Source organism: Alsobacter sp. SYSU BS001988 (genome assembly GCF_054796215.1).
Genome location: NZ_JBTAMK010000015.1, coordinates 52,427 through 77,584, shown reverse-complemented (window position 1 = coordinate 77,584; position 25,158 = coordinate 52,427). Strand labels below are relative to the sequence as shown.

26 protein-coding genes and 1 pseudogene are annotated in these 25,158 nt (G+C 66.4%); 8 read left to right on the top strand and 19 right to left on the bottom strand.

Going from position 1 to position 25,158, the window contains the following annotated elements; genetic code table 11:
• Window positions 1–39: 39 nt before the first annotated feature.
• Window positions 40–867: a transporter substrate-binding domain-containing protein gene (locus ACYVO7_RS21135; RefSeq protein ID WP_460451802.1), complete on the bottom strand. Its 828-nt coding sequence runs from the start codon at window positions 865–867 to the stop codon at window positions 40–42.
• 404 nt (window positions 868–1,271) lie between these two features.
• Here ACYVO7_RS21135 and ACYVO7_RS21130 point away from each other — a divergent pair, with 404 nt between their 5' ends.
• Complete coding sequence (locus ACYVO7_RS21130) at window positions 1,272–1,922, top strand: AAA family ATPase (RefSeq protein ID WP_460451762.1); 651 nt, start codon at window positions 1,272–1,274, stop codon at window positions 1,920–1,922.
• A gap of 474 nt (window positions 1,923–2,396) precedes the next feature.
• Window positions 2,397–2,552 (top strand): aa3-type cytochrome c oxidase subunit IV, encoded by a 156-nt coding sequence (locus ACYVO7_RS21125; protein ID WP_460451761.1) that lies wholly within the window; start codon window positions 2,397–2,399, stop codon window positions 2,550–2,552.
• 126 nt (window positions 2,553–2,678) lie between these two features.
• On the opposite strand, the gene ACYVO7_RS21120 is transcribed toward ACYVO7_RS21125, so the two are convergent.
• The 6 genes from ACYVO7_RS21120 to ACYVO7_RS21095 are packed head-to-tail and all read right to left on the bottom strand — an operon-like array spanning window position 2,679 to window position 7,965.
• Window positions 2,679–3,044: a cytochrome C oxidase subunit IV family protein gene (locus tag ACYVO7_RS21120; protein ID WP_460451760.1), complete on the bottom strand. Its 366-nt coding sequence runs from the start codon at window positions 3,042–3,044 to the stop codon at window positions 2,679–2,681.
• A gap of 31 nt (window positions 3,045–3,075) precedes the next feature.
• A complete protein-coding gene (locus ACYVO7_RS21115) occupies window positions 3,076–3,789 on the bottom strand; it encodes a heme-copper oxidase subunit III family protein (RefSeq protein ID WP_460451801.1) in 714 nt (237 codons plus the stop codon).
• A 13-nt stretch (window positions 3,790–3,802) separates the two neighbouring features.
• Window positions 3,803–4,510 (bottom strand): cytochrome c oxidase subunit 3 family protein, encoded by a 708-nt coding sequence (locus tag ACYVO7_RS21110; RefSeq protein WP_460451759.1) that lies wholly within the window; start codon window positions 4,508–4,510, stop codon window positions 3,803–3,805.
• A 9-nt stretch (window positions 4,511–4,519) separates the two neighbouring features.
• Window positions 4,520–6,280, bottom strand: coding sequence for a cbb3-type cytochrome c oxidase subunit I (locus ACYVO7_RS21105; RefSeq protein ID WP_460451758.1), 1,761 nt, complete (start codon window positions 6,278–6,280; stop codon window positions 4,520–4,522).
• A gap of 27 nt (window positions 6,281–6,307) precedes the next feature.
• Window positions 6,308–7,123 (bottom strand): cytochrome c oxidase subunit II, encoded by an 816-nt coding sequence (locus ACYVO7_RS21100; RefSeq protein WP_460451757.1) that lies wholly within the window; start codon window positions 7,121–7,123, stop codon window positions 6,308–6,310.
• Between the two features lie 14 nt (window positions 7,124–7,137).
• Complete coding sequence (locus ACYVO7_RS21095) at window positions 7,138–7,965, bottom strand: DUF2189 domain-containing protein (RefSeq protein ID WP_460451756.1); 828 nt, start codon at window positions 7,963–7,965, stop codon at window positions 7,138–7,140.
• A 369-nt stretch (window positions 7,966–8,334) separates the two neighbouring features.
• On the opposite strand from ACYVO7_RS21095, the gene ACYVO7_RS21090 reads away from it, so the two are divergent.
• Window positions 8,335–8,628, top strand: coding sequence for a GYD domain-containing protein (locus ACYVO7_RS21090; protein WP_460451755.1), 294 nt, complete (start codon window positions 8,335–8,337; stop codon window positions 8,626–8,628).
• A 105-nt stretch (window positions 8,629–8,733) separates the two neighbouring features.
• Here the strand turns inward: ACYVO7_RS21090 and ACYVO7_RS21085 are convergent, their stop codons facing one another.
• Entirely contained in the window at window positions 8,734–8,940 is a 207-nt protein-coding gene (locus ACYVO7_RS21085; RefSeq protein WP_460451754.1) for a hypothetical protein, read from the bottom strand.
• 309 nt (window positions 8,941–9,249) lie between these two features.
• Here ACYVO7_RS21085 and ACYVO7_RS21080 point away from each other — a divergent pair, with 309 nt between their 5' ends.
• Entirely contained in the window at window positions 9,250–9,576 is a 327-nt protein-coding gene (locus tag ACYVO7_RS21080) for a hypothetical protein (RefSeq protein WP_460451753.1), read from the top strand.
• A 533-nt stretch (window positions 9,577–10,109) separates the two neighbouring features.
• Window positions 10,110–11,975 carry a methyl-accepting chemotaxis protein gene (locus tag ACYVO7_RS21075; RefSeq protein ID WP_460451752.1) on the top strand — a complete coding sequence of 622 codons (1,866 nt, stop codon included), beginning with the start codon at window positions 10,110–10,112 and terminating at the stop codon, window positions 11,973–11,975.
• A 45-nt stretch (window positions 11,976–12,020) separates the two neighbouring features.
• On the opposite strand, the gene ACYVO7_RS21070 is transcribed toward ACYVO7_RS21075, so the two are convergent.
• The 3 genes and pseudogenes from ACYVO7_RS21070 to ACYVO7_RS21060 form a co-directional block, all read right to left on the bottom strand.
• Entirely contained in the window at window positions 12,021–12,449 is a 429-nt protein-coding gene (locus ACYVO7_RS21070) for a CHRD domain-containing protein (protein WP_460451800.1), read from the bottom strand.
• A gap of 112 nt (window positions 12,450–12,561) precedes the next feature.
• On the bottom strand, window positions 12,562–13,050 hold the full coding sequence (locus tag ACYVO7_RS21065) for a YqhA family protein (RefSeq protein WP_460451751.1): 489 nt from the start codon (window positions 13,048–13,050) through the stop codon (window positions 12,562–12,564).
• 657 nt (window positions 13,051–13,707) lie between these two features.
• Window positions 13,708–13,932: pseudogene (locus tag ACYVO7_RS21060) on the bottom strand (IS3 family transposase); the annotation flags it as partial.
• 29 nt (window positions 13,933–13,961) lie between these two features.
• Between ACYVO7_RS21060 and ACYVO7_RS21055 the strand changes: the two are divergent.
• Window positions 13,962–14,174 (top strand): hypothetical protein, encoded by a 213-nt coding sequence (locus ACYVO7_RS21055; protein ID WP_460451803.1) that lies wholly within the window; start codon window positions 13,962–13,964, stop codon window positions 14,172–14,174.
• Here the strand turns inward: ACYVO7_RS21055 and ACYVO7_RS21050 are convergent.
• The 6 genes from ACYVO7_RS21050 to ACYVO7_RS21025 all read right to left on the bottom strand — a co-directional run bounded on the left by ACYVO7_RS21050 (window position 14,159) and on the right by ACYVO7_RS21025 (window position 21,360).
• Complete coding sequence (locus ACYVO7_RS21050; protein WP_460451750.1) at window positions 14,159–14,533, bottom strand: HNH endonuclease; 375 nt, start codon at window positions 14,531–14,533, stop codon at window positions 14,159–14,161. The genes ACYVO7_RS21055 and ACYVO7_RS21050 overlap by 16 nt on opposite strands.
• On the bottom strand, window positions 14,530–16,542 hold the full coding sequence (locus ACYVO7_RS21045; protein ID WP_460451749.1) for an AAA family ATPase: 2,013 nt from the start codon (window positions 16,540–16,542) through the stop codon (window positions 14,530–14,532). The genes ACYVO7_RS21050 and ACYVO7_RS21045 overlap by 4 nt, the downstream gene beginning before the upstream one ends.
• Window positions 16,539–17,159, bottom strand: coding sequence for a hypothetical protein (locus ACYVO7_RS21040; RefSeq protein ID WP_460451748.1), 621 nt, complete (start codon window positions 17,157–17,159; stop codon window positions 16,539–16,541). The genes ACYVO7_RS21045 and ACYVO7_RS21040 overlap by 4 nt, the downstream gene beginning before the upstream one ends.
• Window positions 17,160–17,222: 63 nt before the next feature.
• The gene (locus ACYVO7_RS21035; RefSeq protein WP_460451747.1) at window positions 17,223–18,191 is read right to left on the bottom strand and encodes a GIY-YIG nuclease family protein; all 969 of its coding nucleotides are present in this window, start codon (window positions 18,189–18,191) and stop codon (window positions 17,223–17,225) included.
• Between the two features lie 709 nt (window positions 18,192–18,900).
• Window positions 18,901–19,995, bottom strand: a complete 1,095-nt coding sequence (locus ACYVO7_RS21030) for a site-specific integrase (RefSeq protein ID WP_460451746.1) — start codon at window positions 19,993–19,995, stop codon at window positions 18,901–18,903.
• Window positions 19,996–20,286: 291 nt separating this feature from the next.
• Entirely contained in the window at window positions 20,287–21,360 is a 1,074-nt protein-coding gene (locus ACYVO7_RS21025) for a hypothetical protein (protein WP_460451745.1), read from the bottom strand.
• A 609-nt stretch (window positions 21,361–21,969) separates the two neighbouring features.
• Between ACYVO7_RS21025 and ACYVO7_RS21020 the strand changes: the two genes are divergently transcribed.
• Window positions 21,970–22,116: a hypothetical protein gene (locus tag ACYVO7_RS21020; protein WP_460451744.1), complete on the top strand. Its 147-nt coding sequence runs from the start codon at window positions 21,970–21,972 to the stop codon at window positions 22,114–22,116.
• On the opposite strand, the gene ACYVO7_RS21015 is transcribed toward ACYVO7_RS21020, so the two are convergent.
• On the bottom strand, window positions 22,113–22,505 hold the full coding sequence (locus ACYVO7_RS21015; RefSeq protein ID WP_460451743.1) for a hypothetical protein: 393 nt from the start codon (window positions 22,503–22,505) through the stop codon (window positions 22,113–22,115). The genes ACYVO7_RS21020 and ACYVO7_RS21015 overlap by 4 nt on opposite strands.
• Window positions 22,506–22,542: 37 nt before the next feature.
• Complete coding sequence (locus ACYVO7_RS21010; RefSeq protein WP_460451742.1) at window positions 22,543–22,962, bottom strand: hypothetical protein; 420 nt, start codon at window positions 22,960–22,962, stop codon at window positions 22,543–22,545.
• A gap of 972 nt (window positions 22,963–23,934) precedes the next feature.
• Here ACYVO7_RS21010 and ACYVO7_RS21005 point away from each other — a divergent pair.
• Complete coding sequence (locus ACYVO7_RS21005) at window positions 23,935–24,966, top strand: IS110 family RNA-guided transposase (protein WP_460451741.1); 1,032 nt, start codon at window positions 23,935–23,937, stop codon at window positions 24,964–24,966.
• Window positions 24,967–25,158: the final 192 nt, after the last annotated feature.

Sequence of the window (25,158 nt, the reverse complement as noted above, 5' to 3'; positions counted from 1 at the left end):
GCGCGATGGGCCGGCGCGCCGAGGCGCCGGCCGGCTCCGTCAGATCGCGGGGAAGCCCGGCGTCCGGGTGGGGGCGTCGAGGCCGAAATACTCCTTGAAGGCGGCGTCGTAGAGCTCGTTCTGGTGGCCGAACATGGCGACGTTGAAGGTCGTGTTGACGAAGTTCAGCCAGTCGGGATCGCCCTGGCGCAGGGCGGCGGCGTAGAGCATCGAGAACCATTTCTTGCCGCTGTCGGCGTAGCGGGTCGGGTTCTTGGCCACCATCCAGCGCACCGTCGACAGGTCCACCGCCGCCGCATCGGCCCGCTTCGATTCCAGCGCCTGGATGACGTTGGCCTGGGTGTCGATCTGCATGACCTGGGCCTGCGGCAGGGCCTGGCGCACGGAGTTTTCCGCATCGACGTTCTGCAGGATCGAGACGCGCGTCGCCGCGCCGCCGGCCAGCAGCTGGTCGAAGCTCTTATTGGCGGCGTCAGGCCTGGTGAGCAGCGCGATGCCCTCGACGTAATAGGGCCGGGTGAAGGCCACGAGCTGGGCCCGCTGCGGCGTCACCGTCATGAACTGGATGACGATGTCGACCTTGCCGGTGGTGATGTTGGGGATGCGCTGGGCGGGGTCTTCCCGCACGAACTCGACCTTGGTCGCGTCGTCGAACAGACCCTTGGCCAGGATCCGCCCCATGGTGATGTCCATGCCGACGAGTTCGCCCTTCTCGTTCTCAAAGTGCCAGGGCGCATTCGTGCTGCCGGTGCCCACGATCAGCTTGCCGCGATCGAGGACGGTCCGCAGCAGGCTGGTCGGCACCGCCTGCGCCGCGGCCTTCTCCGCCGTCAGGGCCACGCTCGCCGCCGTGGCGACGCCCGCCACGGCCAGTCCCGTCGTGCCCAGTTTGAGGAATTCCCTGCGCGCCTGCTCGTGTCCCACGACGCTCTCCGTCCGGTACCGCCTCTCGCCCGGCCGATCCGGCAGGTACCTGGGCCGGTCGCCCTCGTCGAAGCCACATGCCTGGACGACATGGTCCAGAGTGGTCAGCCCTCCCAAAGAGGGAACAGAGCTTAGCAGGATGCGACCTGCCGTGAAGGGGGCGGTCGCCGGCGGGCGCACCGGCGGCGCGTTTCGTCAGCATCCCCCGTCGGAAGCGGCGGTCGCCGGCGGCGCGATCGGCTCGCTCGCCTGGCCGGCGGTCGCCGCCGGGGCGGCGAACCGCTCCATCGTCCGCCTTGCAGGCGCAAGCTGTGCTACGCTTCAGGCAGGCAGCACGGGGCGGGGCGGTGATCACGGTCGTAGGCGGCGCCAAAGGGGGAACCGGCAAATCCACGGTGGCCACCAACCTGGCGGTGATGACCGCCCTGCAGGGGGCGGACGTGCTGCTCGTCGACGCCGACGAGCAGGGCACCGCGACCGACTTCACCCTCATGCGCAACCAGACCTTGCCCCAGGGCGCGGGCTACACCTGCGTGTCGCTGACCGGCCGGGCGCTGGCGACGGAGCTGCGCCGCCTGGCCCCCAAATACGACCGGATCGTCATCGACCTTGGCGGGGGAAACCAGGCCAGCGAGCGCGGCGCGCTCGCCTTGGCGGATGTCTGTCTGCTGCCCTTCGGGCCGCGCTCGTTCGATGTCTGGACCTTGCAGCGCGCCGCCGACGCGATCGAGGAGGCCCGCGCCGTCAATCCCGGCCTGAACGCCTTGGCGTTCCTGAATCGGGCGGACGCGCAGGGGGCGGACAATGAAGGGGCCGCCGCCATCATCCGTGCGCAGCCCGGCCTCACTTATCTCCCCGCCCCTTTGGTCAACCGCAAAAGTTATCCGCGCGCGTCGTCCATCGGGCTCGGCGTCGTAGAATTCACCCCCTCTGACGCCAAGGCCTGCGCCGAAATCACGGCGCTGTTCGAGGCCGTTGCGGGATCGTCGCCGCCCTAAGACGCGCCGGACGGGACGCCGATTTTCGGACGCTGCTGGCCCTGGAGGACGCGATCCGCAGGGCGGAGGCGGATGACCCGGGCTCCCGCACCGGGGCGGCCGCTGCTTCGGCGATCGATCTGGCCCTGCGGGTGACGCAGGCCGAAGCCGCGAAGCGGATCTTGCAGACGCGAGGCCAACCGGTGCCGACCGACGATCTGGTTCAGCTCTTGCCCGTTTTCGGCGGATGCAAGACCACCCGAACCTCGCTCTCCTCCAGCCTGTCGCAGGCGCCGGACTTCAATCGGCTCGCTCGGGCGCACGGCCATTGGTGCGGGACGACTCCCCGGCAGGCGCGCCGCAGGGGGCGTCGCTTGGCGGTGATCGGGCCGGCCGGGGTCGATCGCTCGCTCCCGCGCAATATGCGCGAGCGCGCTGGAAGCCGTGTATAATGTCGCCAAGGGGGCCTCGTGCATCCGATAGGGGTATTGAAAAATGTCCCTCACACCGGAAATTCGACCCGAGCCACCGGAAACCAACACCGACCTGGACGAGCACGAACACACCTATCGACTTTTCGTCCGCGCCGTTCAGGTTGCGACGATTGGCGCAGTGGTTCTGGTTTTCATGGTCTATCTCTATACGGCTTGATCCGCGCCGGACCTTCGGATCGCTGTGGCGGCCGTCACACGGGACCGGAACGCGACCGATGGGTCCAGGGCCATCGCTGGCGTTCTTCTGCGATGACCGATCGCGGTCGCCGTTCGACAACGACGCCTAGCCGCCTGCGCCAACAAAGATGGCGCGGTTCAGATGCGTGTAGTCCGCCTCAAGCGTCATCATCGCCAGGAAGATGAGCACAGCGGCGAGGGGCAGCAGAATCGCAAGGATCAAGGCCAGGCGCTCCCAAGCCAAATGCATGAAGATGGCGACGATCAGCCCGGCTTTGGCGATCATGAACAGCAGGATCAGCGACCAACGCAGATAGCCCGTCAGGCCGAAATAATCGATGAGATACGAGCCCGTGCTCAAGATGAACAGCCAGCCCCACACCACCAGGTACAGGCGGATCGGGTGATGCTGCGCCACGGGAAGCGCGACAAGGGTTCCTGGCGCGCCATCCGCTCTGGCCCCCTCGGCCATCGGGCCTGATCGCCCCTGTGTCATGGCGCCCTCACCACAAATAGAACAAGGCGAAGATGAACACCCAAACCAGATCGACGAAGTGCCAGTAAAGCCCCGTGACTTCGACGATTTCGTAGGAGCCGGTCCGGCTCGTGAAGAACCCGCGCCGGTTCTGGTCGAAGTCGCCGCGCCAGACTTTCCGCCCGATGAGGAGCAGAAAAATCACGCCGATGGTGACGTGGGTCCCATGGAATCCGGTGATCATGAAAAAGCTTGACCCGAACTGAGGCGCGCCCCACGGATTGGCCCAGGGCCGTACGCCCTCATGGATCAGCTTCGTCCACTCGAAAGCCTGCATGCCGACGAAGGCGGCGCCGAACGCCGCGGTGCACAGCATCAGCGCGGCCGTCTTCTTCCTGTCTCGCCTGTACCCATGGTTGACCGCCATCGCCATCGTCCCGCTGCTGCTGATGAGAATGAAGGTCATGATGGCGATCAAGATCAGGGGCAACTTGCGCCCGGCGATGTCCAAGGCGAAAACCTCGCTGGGATTGGGCCAGGCCACGGTCGTCGACATCCGGACGGTCATGTAGGAGAGCAGAAAACAACTGAAAATGAAGGTGTCGCTCAGGAGGAAGATCCACATCATCGCCTTGCCCCAGGACACGTCCTTGAAGGCGCGTTGATCGGAGGCCCAGTCGGCGATGAGGTTTCGCCAGCCCGCGGGAACAGTGAGCGATCCGGCTCTCGGGGGGTCGATCATGGTCATCGCCTCGCTAGCTCAAGAAGCCCTGGCAGAACACGGCGAAACTCTGCGCCCAGCCCGTCAGCAGGCCCATGATGAGCAACCAGAGGGCCAGCAGCAGAGTGAAATAGGCGGCCAGCAAACCCGTGCTCTCCTCCAGCTCGACCAATGATGGCCCTCGCCAGGCGCGCAGGGTGGCTCGACCGAGAACGAATAGGCCTCCGGCGAGGTGCAAGGCGTGCGTGGCCAGCAGCAGGTAGAAGAACGACGAAGCCGGGTTGATCGTGAAGCGATGGCCAGCCGCATTCAGTTGCCGCCAGACAAGCAGCTGACCAATCAAAAACGCGGCCGCAGTTACACAGGCCGCCGCGAGGCCCGCTTTGACCCCGTCCGGATCGCCGCGCCGCGCCGCCGAACGCGTCCACTGCAGCGCCAGACTGCCGAGGATCAATTGGCCGGTATTGACCCACAGCATCGCCGGAACGGGAAGCGGTCGCCAGTCGGCCGCCTGCATGCGCATCGTGTAGGCGCTGATCATCAGCGCGAACAATGATCCGACCACGCCCATGAACAGCAGCAGCGCCGTTTTCGCGGACGACCACGGCGACGTTGCGCCGTCGGCGTGGTCTGACGCCACGTAGCCCTGCTGCAGCCAAGGCTTCGCCAGCAGCCCTTGGTGGGCTAGCCACCAGCCCGCCACCGCGGCGGCGCACACCAGAAACAGTAAAACGACCACCATGGCGGCTCCCTAGCCGACAGCCGCAGGCGACGGCTCGTTCTGAGGAATGAAATCTTGCGGCGCCCCGGGCACGCTGTAGTCATAGGCCCAACGGTGGACGATGGGCAGGTCCCGTCCCCAATTCCCATGCGCCGGCGGCGTCTGCGGGGTTTGCCACTCCAGCGTCGTCGCCCGCCAGGGATTGGGTCCCGCCGCAGCGCCCCTGAACAGGCTCCAGATCAGGTTGGCGAGGAACACCAGCTGGGCGGCGCCGACGACGAGCGCGACCACGCTGATGAAGGCGTTCAGGGTGTGGGCGGACGCCGGAATGAAGGCGGCGTCGCCCCACTCGAAATAACGCCGGGGCACTCCCAACAGGCCGAGGTAATGCATCGGGAAGAAGATCGCATAGGCGCCGACGAACGTGATCCAGAAGTGGACCCGGCCGAGGGGGGCGTTGAACATGCGCCCGGTGACCTTGGGGTACCAGTGGTAGATGGCGCCGAACACGACCATGATCGGCGCGACGCCCATGACCATGTGGAAGTGCGCCACCACGAAGAGCGTATCCGACAAAGGAACGTCGACGACGACGTTGCCGAGGAAAAGGCCGGTGAGGCCGCCATTCACGAAGGTGACGATGAACGCGAGCGCAAACAGCATCGGAACGGTGAAATGGATGTCGCCGCGCCACAGCGTCAAAATCCAATTATAGACCTTGATCGCGGTGGGGATGGCGATGATCAGCGTCGTCGTTGCGAAGAAGAACCCAAACTGCGGGTTCATTCCGCTCACATACATGTGGTGCGCCCACACCACGAAGCTTAACGCGCCAATGGCGACGATGGCCCAGACCATCATTCGATAGCCGAAGATGTTGCGGCGGGCATGGGTGCTGATCAGGTCGGACACCAGGCCGAAGGCCGGGAGCGCGACGATATAGACCTCCGGATGCCCAAAGAACCAAAACAGGTGCTGGAAGAGGATCGGGCTGCCGCCATTGTAGGCGAGCTTCTCGCCCAACTCCACAATCGAGGGCATGAAGAAGCTCGTGCCCAGCACACGATCAAGGAGCATCATCAAGGCCCCCACGAACAGAGCCGGGAACGCCAGCAGCGCCATGACGGTGGCGGTGAAAATGCCCCAGACGCTCAGAGGCATGCGCATGAGGGTCATGCCCAGCGTCCGCCCCTGCAGCACGGTCACGACATAGTTCAGGCCGCCCATCGTGAAGCCCACGATGAACAGCATCAGGGAGACCAGCATCAAAATGATGCCCCAATCGCGACCCGGCGTGCCGGCGAGGATGGCCTGAGGAGGGTAGAGGGTCCACCCGGCCCCGGTTGGTCCACCCGGTACGAAGAACGTGGAGACCAAGACCAGCACGGCGAGAAGATAAATCCAATAACTCAGCATATTCAGATAAGGAAAGACCATGTCGCGCGCCCCCAGCATGAGGGGGATGAGATAGTTGCCGAAGCCCCCCAAGAAGAGAGCCGTCAGCAGATAGACGACCATGATCATCCCGTGCATGGTGATGAATTGATAGTATCGTGGGCCGTCAATGAACGAAAAATAGCCCGGAAAGCCCAACTGCAATCGCATCATCCAGGACAGCACCAAGGCCACAAAGCCGATTGCCAGGGCGGTGCATGAGTACTGGATTGCGATCACCTTGGCATCCTGCGAAAATACGTAGCGCGTGAGCCAATTTGTGGGGTGGTAGAGCTCAACGTCGCAGACCTCTGAGGCGCGCGGGGGAGGCTGTCCACCCAGGAAGGCGTCGACCATAGCGAGTCCTCCATCGCCGGCTTGCGCTTACAACCCAGCCGCCTTGTGCGGCGGGCCGTAGATCTGGGCGAAGGTCTTTTGGTCCTTCAACCACGCCTGATAGGCGCTTTCGGTGTCCACGACGACGCGCCCGCGCATATAGGGATGACCATAGCCGCACAGCTCCGCGCATAAGACGTCGAATGCGCCGACCCTCGTCGGAACGATCCAGTAATAGGTGGTCGTTCCAGGGATCATGTCCATCTTGGCCCTGAACTCCGGGACGTAAAAGTCGTGCACGACGTCCAAGGCTCTGAGCAGGATCTTGACGGGTTTGCCGATTGGCAAATGCAGGTCCGCCGCGACCAGAATGATGTCGTCCTGGCCATTGGGATCACTTGGGCTGAGGCCGAGTGGATTGTCCGCGCTGACGTACTGCGTGTCGGATGCGCCGAGCTTGCCGTCGGCTCCTGGCAGACGAAATCCCCATTGCCATTGCTGGCCAACGATTTCGACCTCCGTCGCTCCCGCCGGCACGTTGACGAATTGGGACCAAACGAACAGGCCTGGCGCCAGCATGGCGGCGACTCCCACGCCTGTGCCGATGGCCAGCCAGCGCTCCAGTTTGGTGTTTTCGGGTTCGTAGACCGCCACGACGCCTGGCCGGTGCCGGAACCGGTAGGCGCAATACGCCATGAACAGCACCACCGCCGTGAACACACAGCCAGTGATCCAAAAGGTGATGGTGATGGTGTCGTCGATATAACGCCAATTGGAGGCGATCGGCGTCCACCACCACGGACTCACGACGTGGAAAAGCAGCGAGCCGAGAGTCAAAACCACCAATGCGATCGCGATCGGCATGGCTGGTCTCGCTTTCAACCTACGGGGGGCACGACCGCCCGATAAAGATGCCACGTCGCATGCCCCAGGATGGGCACGGTCAGCGCCAAGCCGACGAACAGGGTCAGCGCGCCAGCCAAAATCCCGGCGGCGACCACAAGGCCCCATGCTGTCATGGGCCATGGATTGACCAAGACCGCCTGCATCGACGTGGCCATCGCGGCGTCGACGGAGATCCGCCTGTCGAGGAGCAAGGGAAACGACACGACGCTCACCAGCAACACCGCTGCGGCGAAGAGCAAGCCTACGCCGTTGCCGATCACCATCAGGGCCCAACCGCGCCGAGTGAACAGCACGTCGTGAACGAAACCCAGGATCGTCGCCGGCATGGTCGGCCCAAAGATCCACCGAAAGAGCAGGATGGCCGCCACCAGCCAGGCGAAATAGAGGGCGGTCAGGAAGAGGCCCAGTTCTAAGATCTTGCCCCGTGACGGATGCGTCCGCAGGGCCAAGACCTGGGTCCAAGTCGGCTCGCGACCAAGCTCACGTTGACGGCTCACCTCATAAAGTCCCAGCGCAACGAAGGGCCCAACCAGGGCCAGCCCCGCCACCAAGGGGAACAGCATCGGAAAGATTCTGTACTCCAGAACGATGTTTCCGACGAAGAGCCCGAAAGCCGGATAAATCAGTCCAAGGAAGAACAGATGGCTCGGCTTCGCCCAGAAATCGTCGAAGCCGCGGCGCAGCGCGATCCGAATATCGACAACGCCGATATTTCGCACTGGCAACGCTTGGGCCAGCTTTGGGCGCCAGGATAATTTGCGGCTCCAAGAGCCAAGATCGCCCGCCGAGCGTTTCGCCATGGCACGCGTCCTCTGGTGCTAAGGCGCCTGGACGGCGTGAGCAAAGCGCATCCTGACACGCCTCTCGCGGCCAGAGGATACACCCGTTCCGCCTGTGCTCATAGACCCGAGCCCATCGCGGGGGCAGGGCGGCGGCAGTTCCGCGTCGAACGCCGCCGTTGATCTCGGCGCGCATCAATTGTGCTGCGGTAATGTCAATGCGGCCGAACGGCGGGCCGACCGTGCTTGGCGGCTTTTCTTTTCGGATCTGAGCCGACGCGACTTGCGCCTCTGACGCGCGCTGATCGTGGTAGCGTGGAACGCCGTCCGGGAAGTCCCGCGCATTGTCCCGGCGAGCTGGAGACGGCGTTCCCACCGAGAGGTTGTGTCATGACGACCTATATCATGTTGGCCAAATTCACCGACCAGGGACTTCGCAACGTCAAGGAGTCGCCCGCCCGCCTCGACAAGGCGAAGCAGCTGCTGCACGAGATGGGCGGCGACTTTAAATCCTTCTTTCTGACCCTGGGCGAGTACGACTTCGTCGCCGTTTATGAGGCGCCGGACGACGCCGTCGGCGCCCGCTTCATGCTGCAGCTTGGCATGCTGGGCGACCTGCGGACGCAGACCCTCAAAGCCTTCCCCGAACCGGCCTACCGGGAGATCATGAGGAGCTTGGCCTGACGGCCGGCCCGCCTCCGCCGACTGGCCAGGAGCGACCTGCGGCCAGCCGCTCCTGGCGCTGGCGACGCCGGCCGCCGCCCTGCGGCGACGGCATTGGCTGTGGCGTCACCCGCGGCCTGAGACGCCGTCGATCGCGTCGGCGGCGCGCAGCAGGGCGGCTCCGATGCTGCGGGCCAGCGCCGCCGAGAGCAGCACCGCCGACGTGACCTCTTCGCTAGGATCGGTCGCGGCGAGCACGACCCGCCGCGCGCCGCCATGCTCGACCCTGGACACCGGCACGATGGCGCCGGCGCGGGTCTCGAACTCGTCCATTGCCGCCGTCCCACCAGAACACGACCTCCGGCTCCCCCGAACGGGCGGCGGCGCCCAGCCGCCAGACCTCGCACCGTCGGCGGCTCCCTCGCGCTGAACAATAAGCGCGACGAGCCGTCACGTTGCAGGTGGGAGAAGCCCGGACGCGTTCTCGCATCCGTGCGAATGCGTATGTCAGTTCTGCGGGGTGACAACGATCAAGTTACTCGCCATAGTTTACGCGCTCACGCTTGGTCTGAAGCCCCCTCCAGCCTGCAGCAGAGGCTCCCCGCGCTCCTGTGCGGGGGGCCTCTTTCGTCCGAGGTCGTCATGGCGCAGTTGAACACCTTCCCGCTGGTCGCCGACACGCCGTCGGGCCGCCTCGCGCTGGGCGACGTGCGGGCGCGCAATCCGCGGGCGGCCCTGCGCACCGCCGTGAACTTCGTGCGCGAGATGGCGTGTCGGCACGTGATCGGTCCGGGCGATCTGGTCTGGATGACGGGCCCCGACGACCGCATGGTGCTGACGCCCAGGCCGGTCCAGGACCTGTTGCGGGGAGCGCCGGTGATCGACACGAGCAGCCAGGGATCCGGCCTGGTCGGCGCGGCCTGGGGATCCGGGGCGCCGAAGCGGACAGGCGGGCTATGGCCCGGCTGACCGGCTGAGCTGCTGCGCCCCTGAAGCGATCGCATCCCCCCTGTTTCGCGCCAGGAGCCGTTCCGGCGGCATCCCTTGCCTTTGCGACCGGGACCATGGCCAAAGCCTATTGGATCGCCACCTATCGATCCGTCAGCCATCCCGACGCCCTGGCCGCCTATGCGAAACTCGGCGGCTCGGCGGCCCGGCGGTTCTGGCAGCGGGCGGCCGCATCCTGGCGCGCGGGACGGCGCCCGTCTCCGGCGATCCGGCGATCCGGCGCGCGCCGCGGCCAAGCAGGCCAAAGCCGTGTAGGACGTCTTTGCGCCTTGGGCGGACGGGGCCGCGCCCCCGCGGATGGCGGTCTCGCTGCCAGAGCCTTGGCCCCTTGAGGCGGGACGCGGAAGCACGACCCGGCCGCGAAGCCGCGGGCTAAGAAATCTTTCCTAGACAAGCACGGTGTTGCGAAACGAACCCATTAGGCGCGCCGACTCTCTCGTTTCAGCCATGTTAAGACCCTCGCGACACAGTAGCGCGTCACCGAGAGCCGTCCTGTGCAAACCGATACTCAGCTGTTCCTGCCTTTCATCCAGAATGCGGTCATCCTGATCTTCAGCGTTCTCGCCTTCGGGCAGATCGGGGCGGCGCTGTCGCCCGAGCACAAGCTGCGTCGGGTCGGCATCGGTCTGGTTTTCGGCGCGGCCGCCTCCTTGAGCATGCTGGAGCCCGTTCACGTCGCCGACGGCCTGATCTTCGACGCCCGGAACGCGGTGATCATCCTCGCCGGCGCCGTGGCCGGGTGGCGCGGCGCGCTGATCGCGGGCGCGATCGCGGCCCTGACCCGGGTCGGTATCGGCGGGGGCGGCGTCGCGCCTGGCCTCGTCAGCATCGCGCTCGCCGTCGTCCTGTCGTCCGCCCACGAAGCCTGGCGCGTCCGCTCGCTCAACCGGACCGACATGGCCGCGCTCGGCGTGGCCGCCGCCCTCGCCACGGCCGGAGGGATCACCGTCATCCCCACCCATGCCGCCGGCTGGACGCCCGCTCTGGTGAAGGTCCTCGCGGTGGCCAGCCTCGCCAACTGCGTGGTCGTTCTGGTGGTGGGCGAGTTGCTGCTGTGGGATCGGGACCGCCTGCGCGCCCTTCGCGCCGCGCTGGAAAGCGACCGGCGCCTGCAGGCCGTGATCGGACGGCTGAACGGGGCCGTGTTCCGCTTCGCCCAGAGCGCATCGGGGTCCGTCCGCTTCAGCCATGTGTCTCCGGCGATGGCGACGCTGCTGGAGGTGGACCCGGGCCGCATGACCGGCGATCTGGACAGGATGATGCGCCTGGTCCACCCCGACGACCTGGCGGCGTTTCGGCGCGTTCTGCGCGACTCGGCCGCGACGCTCGCGCCGGCCACCCTTCAGGCCCGCTATACGGGCCCCGACGGCGACGTCCATTGGCTGCGGTGGGAGGCGGTCCCGCATCGCGGCGGCGGCGGGGAGATCGTGTGGGACGGCATGGTCGTCGACGTCACCGACCGGGTCGGCGCCACGCTGGCTGTGGAGGCCGCCCGGCGCCAGTCCATGCTGGATACGGTCGGCGAGCTCGAATGCGGCATCGGCGCCGCACTGCGCAACCTGACAGAATCCTCGGCGGCCATGCAGGGGGAGACCGATGCGCTGGTCGCCACCTCCCATGAGGCCGCGGTGGCCACCACCATGGTCCGTTCCGCCGCTGCGGCGGCGTCCAAGGACGCGGTCGGCCTGGCGGGCGGCGCCGCCTCCATGCTGGGCGCCGTGCAGGCCATGGCCGCGGACGCCCGCCACGCCGCCGCGATCGCCGCGCAGAACCTCGCGCATGTCGGCTCCGCTCAGGACGAGGTCGCGGCGCTGACCGACGCCTCGTCGCGCATCGGCCGCATCGTCGGCGTCATCCAGGCCGTCGCCGCGCAGATCAACCTGCTGGCCCTGAACGCGACCATCGAGGCGGCCCGCGCGGGAGAGGCGGGGCGGGGCTTCGCCGTCGTCGCCGCAGAGGTCAAGCATCTCGCCAGCCAGACCGCCATGGCGACCAGCGACATCGAAACCCTGATCGGAGCGATCCAGCGCGGCGTCGCCGATTCAGGCCAAACGATCGGCAGCGTCGGCGCGCTGTCGGCCGAGATGCGCGCCATCGCGGCCGCTCTCGCCGACACGTCGGAGCGGCAGGCAGCTTTCGCGCTGGAATGGAAATCGGGGGTGGAGCGGTCCGCAAAGCAGGCCGCGGGCGTCGCGGACCTCATCTCCCGCTCCGATCAGTGCGTCGGGCAGGCCACCGACACCGCCGCGAGGGTCGCGGCCGCGGCGCAGGATCACGGCGCTCAACTGGGCGAAGTGCTGGCTCAGCTCGATCGCTTCACCGCTGCCATGCGCCGCCCCGAAGCGGCGAAGATGCGCTGACCGGGGCGCCCCGCTGAGCCGCCGCGGCGGCCGGGCTCGCCCGGGCTATTTCAGTTCGCCGCGGATCTCCCCGCCCGGGAACTTCGCCGTCTGGATCTCGATATAGACGCCGCGCTTGAGGGCGTCGGCCTGGGGAATCGAGAGCTGCAGGGACCCTTTGATCGGGCTCGCCGTCGCGGGCCCCGCCGGGAACAGGATCGGACCCTCCTTGCCCTGTTCGGCCGGGCCATGGAAGTTCACGCCCGTCACGGGCCCGCTCAATCCCGAATAGGTGAGGGTCCACCTGAACTCTTTGCTGAGGGTATCGTAGACGGCGTCGAGCTGGCCTTTGCCGGCGCTATTGGTTGGGGGGACGACATCCTTGCTGGACAGCGACGCCGTCCATGGCACGGTCTCAGCCGCGGCGGGTCCGGCGAACAGGCCGAAGGCGAGCAGGCCAAGAAGCGCAAGCGAGTGGTGTCGGTCGGCAGCCATGGTCACGTCCTCGGGCGCCCCCCGGCTGTCAACTTGCCGCTTGTTCGTTCGTTCCGGTCGTGCGCGCTTGGGGGACGGGCCCTGTGGCGCAGAGGCGGCCGGCGCTGGCAGGTCAGTCCTGCCGATGCGGGGACGCATGTGAGCGGCTCATCAGGCTGAGCGCTCCGGCCAACAGGAAGATGCACAGCGGGAGGACGAGGTTCTCCCAGGACGCATGGCTTTCGCCTTCCGCGATGTCGGTGACGAAGTCGACGGCGAGGTAGACGATGATCACCTCGATCAGCGCCCGCTTGAGCTCGCCGATCTCCTCGATCCGCATCCACCGGGGCAGGCGCGCCCGCACGCCCTGCGGCAGGTCGAACACGAACCCGATCGCGATCCCATAGGCGAAGATCACGAGCACGACGCCGAACAGGAAGGCGTCGGTGGCGCGCATGACGGCGCTGATGGGCATCTGGGCGCTGTCATGGCTGAACGCGATGGCGTTGAAGCCGCTGCCGAGCTTTACGATCGCCTCCCAGAACATCAGGAGCGCCCCGAAGGCCGCGCCGAGGCTGGCCAGGAGCATCACATATCGCAGGGAGAGAACGGCTCGGAGCATGGCGGATCCTTGGCGGCCATTCACCCTGGGGCAATCCCGCTTCAAAGTCCCTAACGGGTCAGGCCCTTGAAGCATCGGCGGCCGAATTCTCACAGGATTGGACCCCAGAGGCGACGGGGCCGGCAAACCTCGGGGCTCGTCATCTTCTCATCTCCGAGGAGATTTATGTGGCACAGACGCTGACGATAGCGCTGGACAAGCAAGACTAGACCCTATGTTCGGCCGCCGAAGAGATTTTCGGCTCGTCCGACGCCGGGCGGGCCGGCGCCGAGCCTCATCGGAATCGCCTGCGCCGGAATCGCCTGCGCCGCTGGGCGGGTTTACGGGCCCATTTGGCTAGTGACATTATATCGCGCCCGGCAAACCGGTTTAGAACGCCTTCGTCGAGCGCCTGAACGGCCGCATGCGCGACGAGCTTCTTCTGTAATCGGGGCTTGGGAGTGGCGCGTCTCGATGCACACGGCGCACATGTTCCGGGGCTTGCCGACGGCCCGGCGGATCCTCGAGGCTTGGCGGATCCACCACAACGGCTGACCTGCTTCCCGTTTTCTGGACTGCCGAAAGCTGGAAAATTCAAGTTTTGCAGCCCGGGCCGGCGACGGAGAGAGCGATGAAGCAGTCCAAGTTCACGGAGGCGCAGATCGCTTTCATCCTGAAGACGGCTGGAAGCCGGTCCTCCCGCAGCTTCGCCTGCACCCGACGCTTAGGCGCCTTGTTGCGCAACTGCAGGCCCAACTCCTTGTAAAGGCGATAGATCCGCTTGGCGTTGACCACCCAGCCCTCGCGCCTCAACAGCACGTGGATGCGGCGGTAGCCGTAGCGCACGCGCGTCTCGGCGATCTCCTCGATGCGCTTGACAAGGGCGGCCTGCGAGTGGTGTCGACGATCGTCAGGACCCGGATTTGCGGCCCGTGTCGAGCTGGTCGTGCACGAAGTCCATCCCCCAGGTTTCGTTGGCCTGGGCTGCCGACGTTGTCGAAGTGCTCGAACGCGTCGGCCGCCAGGTCGGTCTCCCCAGGATGATCCGGGTCGACCAGGGCACGGAGTTCGTCTTCGCCGACCTCTCGCTCGACAAGGCCATGCTCCAGGACGTGTTCCATTCTGCGGTTCACTCGGTCGGTTGATCGGCGCAATTTGCGCGGGCTCGGGGTCGGGCCACGATCTCCCCAGTCAGTTTGCGCTTCCATGGTGAACGCCGGCCGAAGGGCAGGGGGCTATCGGGGCGCCGCGCTCCCCAGTGGCTCGCTTCGATCCGGATGCACCTGGCGAGTTCGCTCACGTCGTCTCGGGTCTTGTCGCCATGGCAGCGTCGGCAAAGAATCTGAAGATTGTCGACAGCGTCCGCCCCGCCCATCGAAAGCGGAACGACGTGATCCACCTCCCAGGCCACGCCAGGCCGGAGCTCAATCTGGCAGCCCTGACACCGGTGGCCGAAAGCCTTCAGCAGAGCCAGCCGGGTTTTGGTCGAGAAACGATTTCTCACCGAGGACGCCTCGCCCCTGGGGCCTCAGCCCGCCACGAGGGGCAGTGCCGGTCCGCGACGGCGGTGATGTCGGCGGCCACCGCGACGCGACGCTGAAGCAGGATCTCGGCCAGGGCCAGGATCGCCCGCCTGTTCGCCTCGACCAGGCGGACCGCTTCGCCCAGCAATCGCGCCAGGTCGGCCTCCACCGTCCGCGCCAGGGTGGGATCGAGCGTCAGGTGGCGGTCGATGTCGGCGGGACTGGCGCGGGCGGTGAGGGTGTCGCCGAGCCCCCAACACGCGTGCATGATGGCCAGCACGCGCGTGGCGTAGGCGAGATCCGACGCCGCTCCCCCATCCGGTCCGTTTCCGAGCGCCATGTCCGCAGCGCGGCCGGCGAGCGCCGCAATGACCCGCAGTTCGACAAGCGCCCGGGTGGACAGAGCCACGTCGACGGCCAGATGCGTGATCCCGCCGGCGTCGCCGGAACGCATGATGCTGGTTCGCGGCACCTGGTACCCGAGGCGGTACGCGATGATGGCGTGAGCCGCCTCGTGAATTGCTACGGCGCGCAACTCCTGCGGCGATCGCGGATCCTCCGGCGCCGCTTCGGCCAAAAGGTCCGCCACGACCATGGGTCGGCCTGCGGCTTCCGCCCGGCGTTTCGCCCCCCTCACATGGCCGGCTAGGACCGCTCCCGTGGCGCCGTCGGTCACGCGGGCGACCGCGCGCGCATCTGCCTCACTCAGGCCGGGACCTGCATGGTGGCGCAAGATGTCCGCGCGGCCGTCCTCGTCCGGGGGCAGGATCTCAAAGCGCCTGTCAAACCGCCCTGGCCGGAGAAGCGCAGGGTCGACGCGATCGATGTAATTCGTCGCCGCCAGCAGCACCGCGGCGGGGTTCCTGGCGCGCAGCCGATCCACGCGCAGAAGGAAGCCCGTGATGGCGCTGGTCCAGAAGTCGGCCCCGCGCGGAGACAGCTTGGCGCGGCTCGGCAAGGCGTCCAGTTCGTCGATAAAACCGACGATGAATCCGGAGCTGTCCAGACGGTCGAAGAACCGGGTGTATTCCTTGATGATCGAGTCGAGGAAACCTGCCGACTGAGAGAACCAGTCGGCGACGCTGGTGGTCAGCAAGGGCACGCCCGCCGTGGCGGCGATCGAGCGCGCCAACATCGTCTTGCCGGTCCCAGGCGGTCCGAAGAAGAGGGCCGAGCCGAGCGGGACGCCGATTCCGTCCCGCCGTCCGCGCTCCACATCGCCCACGAGTCCGAGCGCCCAGTCGCCCGCCTCGCCGTATCCGCCGAGTTGCGTGAGAAGGGGAGCGGCAAGCTCGCCGGGGGCCACAGCCTGGCTGGCCCGAACCAGCCGAGCCACGCAGTCTTTCGCCCTGGAGCCGCTTCGCAAGGCCGCGGCGACGTCCAAAAGGTCGAGACCTGCCATGTGCCCCGCGGTTAGGCCGACCGGCGTCGCGCCGGACAGGCGGCGGATCGCGGCCGCCACCATCTCGACCGACAGTCCCGAGACCTCCAGAACCATGTCGGCGGCCCGCACGAGCACCGGCGAGAGAAGGTCGAAATCGTGCGTCACCGCGAAGACCGGGACCCCCAGATCGATGAGCGAGAGCGCGTTCCCGTCGGGATCCTCGAAGGAGCGCGGCTTCTTCTCGCCCGACACCACCCTTGCGCCCGGCGCCAGGCGAAGGAAGGCGTCGGTCATCGGCCTGATCCACTCCACGCTCGGCGCCTTGCAGAGAACGACCAGCGCGCCGCGCTTACGCAGTAGGCGGCGCTCACGTCTCGTGAGGGCCCGCTTGAGCGCTTGGTCCGCCAGCAGCGCGACGGAAGTGAGGCTCGCGCCAGGACTGGGATTGAGGAGATCGTCGCCGGCGTCGTCCAGAGAGACGACGCTCGCCTCAAAGTCGCTGGAGCCCTCGGCGGTTTGTCGCTCAGACTTGGTCATGACAAGGCACCTTAGATTACGGGAGAGGATCGGCGGGGGATCGTGCGAGAGATCGCGTCCGGCGATCACAACTTCAGCAGATGCCGACGAGACCAAAGCGCCACGGGCGTGTCGGTACTGATCGGCTCTCCGAGATCGGCCGCGATGAACCGCTCGCCCAGCAGGGCGAGCAAGGCCCGGACGGGATGGAAGGCCTCGCTGACCAAGTCAGCAAGGTCGCCCATGGGGGCGACGCCTCCCCGCGCCTCGATCTCCGCGGCGATGCGGCGGCGGTCTTCGATCGACGGCGCCTCGCCACGGTGGGCGGCGACCACCGCCGCGGTGGCGAACTGCGGTTGCCGGCGGACGGCGGTGTCGGGAACGAGGATGACACGCTCGCCAGCCGCCGCGGCCGCCTTCTTGAGGCTCAGCAGCTTGTGGCGGGCCGGGTCGCAGCGCCAGATCGCAGCGGGGGCGGCGACGACAGTGACCGCGCCCGCATGCAAGTGGATGCGCCGCACGACGAGGCCCGCGCCGGACAGTCCGAGGGGACGCTCAAGTCCCTCGACCATCGGCGAAGGCCGCCATCCCCGGACCTCGGGCACGGCTTCGAGCCGGAGGTCGACGGCCTCCGCCAAAGGATACTCGGCGGCCGTGCGCGGATCGAGAAGGATGACATCAGGATTGGTGGTGTGGGTGACCGGCATGGGTGTGTCTCCAACGGCCGCCGCAGGGCGCCGCACTCTTGAGGCTTCGGCAGAAAACGAGGGTCAGGCGAGGCGCCGCCAGACGCTTTTGGGGGAGTTGTCGCCCAGGATCAGGCGCCCGCCATTCGTCAGGCTCGGGACGGCGATCGGCACGGTGAGATCAAGCACCTCGGGCCGCCGCTCATCCGGCCGGAGAATGGCTTGCTCTCTCAGCAGGATTCTTTTCCTATCGAGGCCATCCTGAATGAAGCCGGCCGGGTCCTTGCGGACCTGAGAGCCGGCCAGGATGACGGTCCAGCCGTCGCACTGGACGGCCGTCGCCTTGACGCCATCCTTGTCCAGGACGTGAAATGCGGCCTCGCGGCGACGCAGCAGGTCGGTCGGCCAGTCCTGCGACCAGCCGACGCGAACCGGCCGGGCGGGAGCCGGCGCAACCGGGGCCAGCGTGAATGCATCGCGATTGGGCGTGTTCGCGACGCCCGCCTCCAGGATGGGCGTCCCGGCGTCGATCAACGGATGGCGCAGGTCGTCGACCCAGCGCTGCGCCACCGCTTCATCCGACGCCTGAATCTGACGATCGCTCGGGGGCGTGCTGGTGATCACATGCGAGCGGGACAGCAGCACCGCGTCGTGCAGGACCTTCTCCAGGGCGTTCAGCGCCGAGGACGACAAGCCCTCATTGTCCTCCGCGCAAAGGATAGGCCTGCTCGTGATGACCGACAGCCTCTCGGGAGCGAGACGCGGCGTGCGCTTGTGGTCGGCCATGCGATCGCGCGGATTCACCGTCTGCCCGATATAGGCGGCGGGCTGCGTGGACCCGTCGAGGCGTCCAGTGACCACATAGATGGCCGGGCGCTGGAACTCGCGGCAGGCGAGGAGAACCTTGACTTGCGACCAGGGGGCGGCGCCCACCATGAGGCCGGCGGTCGGGCTGCCGATGATCCGCACCTCGGGGGAAGCCGGATGATGACGGCAGGTGACTGCGGACCAGACACGGGAGGTCTGGCCGCGACATGGCGACCGGGTGGACATGGGATTCTCCATGGGCGTGGCCGATCCGGGCCGATGACATCGGCAACGATCGGGCGGCGCGGGACTTGCGACGGCCTCGCGGCAGGCCGAAGCCTGACGCCGAAGTTTCACGCTATAGAGAAGGGCAGGGGGGCGGGCGCGGCGGAAGGCTCTTCCGCGGGGCGCGAAGGACCTTCCGCGGGGCGCGAAGAGCCGCTAACAGTGTGCTCAGCCATGGTGACATCTCCTTACAAGATGTTGGCGTGGTCAGGCCGCCGCGGGCGCTCGAACGCCGGCGGCGGCCGCCCTCGAAGGCGGACGCCGCAGCTGCGACTGATCACACTCGAACAATCCCACGGCGAAACGCCAGGGTCAAGTCATCCCCACGCGAATACGGTCATCCTTTCGTTGATGGTTGCTCTACGCCGAAAGCGGGAGAGAAACATTTTAGGAACCGACCTCGGCCGGAGCCTGTTGAACGTGTGGCCAGCCCGCCGAACCTAAATGAATGCTTCGAACGAAGTCATGGCGGCCTTGGCTCAAGTGGGCAAAGTTTGCTGTCGGGCTTGGCTGCTGCGGTCGGCGCTCATCGGAGCCGGAATGTATCCCTTTGGCGAATGCGCGTTGCGCTGGGCCGCTGCTCTTGAAACGATTCAGTTGAGGCGAGCGACCGGCCCAACCGGGGCGGGGCTCTTCGCGCTTGACGGGGCTGCGTCGCACTGCGCCACGTCTATGGGTTTATGGTCGAGGGGTCAGAAGCCGAGCCAAGATTCGGAGCGGGCGATCGGACCAGTTTATGTCCGCTGACCAACGCATCCGCTTTGGCGAGTAGGGCGGCTTTGTAGTTTTCCCAGGCGGCGTTGTTTGGGGTGGGACAGGTCGACTGCTCTGCGTTGGCGGGCCTCGGGCAATCGAAATCCCAGGCTTCCTCTTGCGCGGCTTTCTGAACTGCGTTCCGTTGGTCCAGAGCCCGGTCGCGAAGGGCCGCCGCTCGGTCCGGGTCTGGCGTGGCGAGCGGCTCGTCCGGGTCCCATGCGCCGCGCGTGCCATAATGCTTGCGGGCCGTCTTCAGCGACGCGTGTCCGGCAAGGGCCGCAATCTGCCAAGGCGCCAGGCCCGCCTTGATCCAGGTGCCAATCGCGATGTGGCGAAACGAATAGAGGCTGAAACGCGGCAGGTTGAGACTTGCGCAGCGCCGGGCCAGCAGCTCGGAGATGGCTCCGTGCCACCCCCTGTAGTCCTTCCAGGCCGCCAGCACCCGCGGCAGGTGCTTCACCAGGACCGCGGCGGCCACCTTGATCTTGGTGCTGTAATTCTCGAGCCCGATCGAGCGACTAGGAAAGCCGGCCCGTTCGTTGGTGTTCTTGGCGCAGTTCACGACGAGAGAGTCGCCCTCTACCTTGGCGTCAATCCATTCCACCGGCCGACAGGCGACCCGCGGAACGAAAAACAGCAGCAAGCCGAGCAGCACGATTTGAAGATCCCCCGTCTCGATCGCTTCCTTGGCGAGCGCGCGGAATAGGATCCGGGCCTGCTGCTTCGTCGCGAAGATCTTGCGCGCAGAGGTGCGGGGTTCGGGCTTGCCGCGCCGAGCGGCGAGAGCCTCAGTGATCCGGTGCGCAGCGGCTGCGCGTCGCAGGCGCACCGATGCATGCTGCTCCGTCGCGAGGGCCCGGCCCAGGGCCTCGAGCGTCAACTGGTCCAGCTGGGCGAGCATTTCCGCCTTGTACCGGCGCACCGTCGCCCCGGCCAGCACGGTTTTGTCGTTTTCGACGCTGATGACAAGCGCCTCGATCGGATCGGCCACGTCCGGATGAAGGAGCATAGCCCTCCGGCAATGCCGTCTTCCCTGCTCCAGGTAGGATGCCTCTGTTTGCGGTGTTCTGGTCGGTCTCGGCATGGCGGCGCCCTGTCATTCCGATCAACTGCTTTGCTGGGGGCGCTTCGCGCGGAACCCGAAGCAGCACCTGACAAGGTCAGCTTTGGCTCAGGAGACGCGATCGCCGCCCACGACTATCTTCTCGAGCGGATCAGTGACCTTCGGTGACCGCTCGTTACGGGTTGAGTTGTCCTGCGCCTTGCGATCGTGACCAGGACTTGCTGCTGCACGGCCTGACTATTTGGGCTTCGACCCGTGCGGGGCGCCGCCCTCGCGCGAGACGGAGGCGTGCGGCTCGGCGGAGCCCGCATTGGCGGAGGCGTGCGGCCTGTTCGACGAAGAGCCAATCGCCCCAGGCGCGACAAGACTGAACGACTTCGGCTTCGCCCCCAGTTCGGTGGAGGCCTCCGCGGTGGACCTGAACGTCCGCGCAGGCCCATGTGCATCCGCCGAGCCGGGCGCGGGGTGGAAGGAGTGGCCGGTGTCCGTCCGAGCGTCGGCCCGGGCGCCGCGCGGCTCGGGAGCGTCCACGCTCTCGCCGCCGGGCTCCTTGGCTGGCGTAATCGGCTGGATCCGGCTCGCCTGGTGGCTCGCCTGCGCGGCATAAGAAGCCGCCTGGCCCGGATTGAGCTCCGAGGGCTCGGCGCGAAGCGTCGCGGCCCCGGCCGTCTGGGCCATGCTCGGCGCCTCCGCCAGGAAGCCGGTCTCACCTTCCCGCGTCGGCTGCCGGCTTGAATATTCGCCCATGGTTGCGGACGCCGGGGCCGCGAAAGCGCCCGCAGCCGCTTGCTCGCTCACCTCGGCGGACGAGGGCCGCGCGCGTTCGGCACGGTGGACACGGTCGAAGATCTCGCGAGGCTCGAAGTCGTCGGGCGAAGGCAGGACGCCCTTGGCCATCAGCGACTTGCCGATCCTGATGTAGTCGTTGAGGCCGATCTCCGGCAGCTCCGGCGCAACTGCCGCGCCTGCGGCGGCGTCGATGGTTTCCAGGTACTCCAGACCAAGCGCGTCAAGCCGCGCGACTTCCTCCATGTCCGTCAGGCGCGACAGGGCCGTGACCGCGAGGCCGACGGCGACCGCCCTGCTGGGAATCCTGCGGGCGAAGCCGTCAACGACTTCAGCGGCGATCGCGATATGGCTCTTGCCCTCCTTCTCCAGCCTGACCTTCGTGCGAACCAGTTCCTTGCTGTCGAGACCCGTGTTCTGAGCGGCGATAGCCATGGTGACCTCCGAATTCATGTCGAACCTGGAGCAAGGCTGTGCGACGCGGTAGCAAAGATCAAGGCTCCCGGACGAGCCCGAACGGGCCAAGAAGGCCCCGGACGGCGACTGCGCGAACCTTCGAATTTCGACGGAATGACTCCTGCATGCGGCGCCGCGAACCGCAAAAAGTGCGGCTGCGGTGAGGAGCCGCTCCCGCTGTCAAGCGGCCGGGCAGCGCAATCATCTTGCAAATAAGCAAATCACGTCTTGCGCTGTCGCCAGAAAAGAAAGCTTGGCGCGGAACGCTTTGTCGAGCTTGCAACCGGAGCGGCGGGACCAGCCGACCGAACATACTGGATCAGCCCGAGGCGCCCGCGAAGCTATCAGGCTGGCCCGAGTGAGAGCAGCAGAAAGTCCGACCGTCAGCACGACCAGGTCCGATGTGCCGGGCCGCGTTCTCCATCGACGTCCCGCAATTTGAGCAGGTCACGAGCATGGCGACCCCGATTGGGCGCGAAGGCGCCGCAGCCCATGGCAATGATCATGGCGCTCCCCTATTGCAGCGGATCGACGCCCCAATACGAGGCCATGGCGGCAGCAACGGTCGGAAGATGAGCAGGGCCCCCATTCCGATCAGCGTCACCACCGGGGAAAGGCGAAACAGAGTGGCCGAGCCCTGCAGCACGGAGAAAAGGGGGGCGATCTGCTGAAGACAGCTTGGCGATCGTGCGCGACCAGGAGGAGGTGCGGGCTGCGCTGGTGATGAACACCACCATGCCGGCCCGCGCCGCCGAGCTCGCCAGCACGGACCACAGCAGGCGAAGACCCATCCCGGTCGAACGCGAAGGACAGGACAAACGCTAGATGATGGCTGTCGAGCAGACCTTGGTCGGCGTCGCCGCGCCGCTGACGTTGCCTCCGATCAGAATGTCCGGCGCTCCAAGCGCAAGCATGGCCGTCACACCCCGCCCGGGCGACTTCGCGGGCTGAATGGCTGCGTCCTGTCCGGTCCGGCTGCGCGAACGCATGTAGATCAGGACATGAGGCAGGGCGCCATAACCGCGGCCGGGAGCAGTCCGGCCATGAAAGAGTGCCGATGGACAGCGACGACGCTGAGGCGAGCACCAGCATCGCGATGCTCGTCGCACGGTCTCGCCCATGATTGCGCACGAGGCGCGCATGGCGGCGGTTCCGCCGTTGTCGTAGTGCTCGCCCCGCATGACCGCCTTCCTCGTCGTGCCGACGGCCGCCATGTCGGATCTGGCAGGAGATCCACGCCCGCCACCCCGGTCAGAAAGGCTCGCGCTCCAGGGGCTCAGCGGGATCGACATCGACTTGAGGAATTTCGAGGGCAGGTTCATCGGGACTGATGTTCGACGCCACCAGGCCTATGACGCCGTCGCGGTGGTGCGCCGGCGCCGTGCCCCTCGGATTGAGATCGCTGCGGCGCTGCAACTGCCGGCCGTGTTGCCGTCCTTCACGCTCCTCGCTGGACCTCGTGCAGCCGATGCTGGAGTTCGACCGGACGAGACAACCGTTTCCGGCGCCGCCGCTGACGACGCCGGCCAGGTGCCGCCGCAGCGACGGAGCCGTCGCCATCCCGACCGGTCCGGGCTCGGGAATCGAGATCGACCGGGAGGCGCTGAGCGCTTCGATACCGGCGAGGGAACTGCATGTCTCGCCGTGCTGTTGGGACGACCTCGCCGGCATGGGGACGCCTTGTTCCCGCGACGCCTGAACGCCGGATGGGGGCTGCTCCGTTAGTCCACGCACTCTGTTCCGTTAGTCCACGCACTCGCTGCATCTTATTCCACGGACGCATCACCTCCGGCGAAGGATCGCGGGGTTCATCCGGGTGGGCGTTCGGTGCGCCGGCGCCGTGCCTATCTGGGCAGCTGCGTCGCGAACGCTGCGGTCGTGCAACGGCCGGCCGTGTTGCCGTCCTTCACGCCGTCCTCGCTGGACCTCGTGCAGCCGATGCTGGCGTTCGACCGGGCGAGACACCCGGTCTCGGCGGCGCTGCTGGCCACGCCGATCAGGCGCAGCGACGAAGCCGTCGCTATTCCGACCGATTCGGACCGCGCATTTGCTGGGTGTTAGTCCACCTATTTCAGGAAAAGCGTTTCCGACTTCGATCCCCGCGATTCTGACCTCTGGGCAGCCGTCTCCAACTTTCAGAAGGGCGTTTCAGAGTTCTGGACGGCCTCTTAGGCCACCGCGATTCGGGCGTTTCTACCGCATTGCGGATGGGCGCTGCCCTTTGGCTGTGAGGAAACCTATAGGACCCGTTCACGTGCCGGTTGGGGTTCGAGACGGTCCAGAAATGAGCCCAGCCTCATGGTTCGGCTTCGGGTCGCCTTGACCTGCCACTGAATTTTCATCCAGCGGCGATTTGAGCCTCGGCGGGTTTTGCGCCATATGGCGCGGCGGGAGCAACGGGCGATCGGCGGAGCTGGTCCGCGCTACGCAGCCGCTAGTCCCTTCTGGTGTAGTTGGCGGCATAAGTGGCGGGCGTGAATTAGCCAAGCGCCGAATGCGGGCGTGCGGTGTTGTAGTCGCGACCCAGTTGGCGCGTGTGTCGTCCAGGTTGAAGAACAGTGTCTCATTGAGATGGGGTAATCGGGGCTTGGGCTCGGCCCGCGTTGGCGCTCATGCTTCCGGAGTCTCAAGAGGGAGCGTGCCATGTCTTTGCTTTACGCCGGTCTCGACATATCGCTGGAGACTACCAGTATCTGCGTGGTCGACGCGGATGGCCGCATCGTGCTTGAGGCGAAGGAAGCCTCGGACCCTGAAGTAATCATGATCCGGCTCGCGGAGTTGTCCGCCCCCTTCGAGCGGGTGGGTCTGGAGGCTGGGCCACTGTCGCAGTGGATTTACTTCGGCCTACGCGACGGTGGCTATCCGGCCGTGTGCATCGAGACGCGCCACTCCAAGGCGGCAATCGCGGCCATGAGCATGAACAAGAACGACCGCAACGATGCCCGTTCGATTGCCCAGCTTGTCAGGTCCGGCTGGTTCAAGTCCGTTCATGTGAAGTCGGTCGAGAGCCAGGAGCTGCGCATGCTTCTTGGGAGCCGGGAGTTCCTGGTCAACAAGCTGCGCGACCATGAGAACGAGATCCGAGGCCAACTCAGGCCGTTCGGCCTCAAGGTCGGCCAAGTCTCAGCATCGGGCTTCGCCGGACGCATCCGCGAGCTGGTCCACGACCGGCCCCGTTTGAAGCTGTGCATGGAGGCTTTGCTGGCTGCGCGGGAGATGGTCATGAAGCAGCTGTCGGTGCTGCATGGCGAACTTTTGCGGGTCACCAAGAACGATGAACTATGCGTACGCTTTATGGGCATTCCCGGCGTTGGACCGGTGACCGCGCTGGCCTTCAAAACGGCTGTCGACCGACCTGACCGCTTCCGGCGGTCCAGCGATGTCGGCGCCCATCTCGGCCTTACGCCAAGACAGCATCAGTCTGGCGAGGTCGATCGAAGAGGACGCATTGCCAAGTGTGGTGATGGGCTTACCCGGACCGCCTTGTTCGCGGCCGCCAACGTGATGCTCAGCCGCTCGACCCAGTGGACGGCGCTGAAGCACTGGGGCGTGTCGATCGCCAGGCGCACTTCGCTGAAGAAGGCCAAGGTGGCAGTAGCACGCAAGCTTGCCGTGATCATGCACCGGATGTGGCGTGACGGCTCGAGCTTCCGGTGGACGGCCAAGGAGGCGTGAAGAAGCAGTCATAGGATCGGGGCGAGGCGCGAGCCAGCCTGACGTGGTCCCGGCAGGGACGGGGATGAGACGAAGGCCGCACGAGTGCATGGGCTATGATGCTAGCTATGAAGCCCGCCATTTAGCTTGGTCCGTCTCACCTTCGAAACCCATCATGCGGCGCATCGCGACCGCGGACAGAAGCGTGACCCC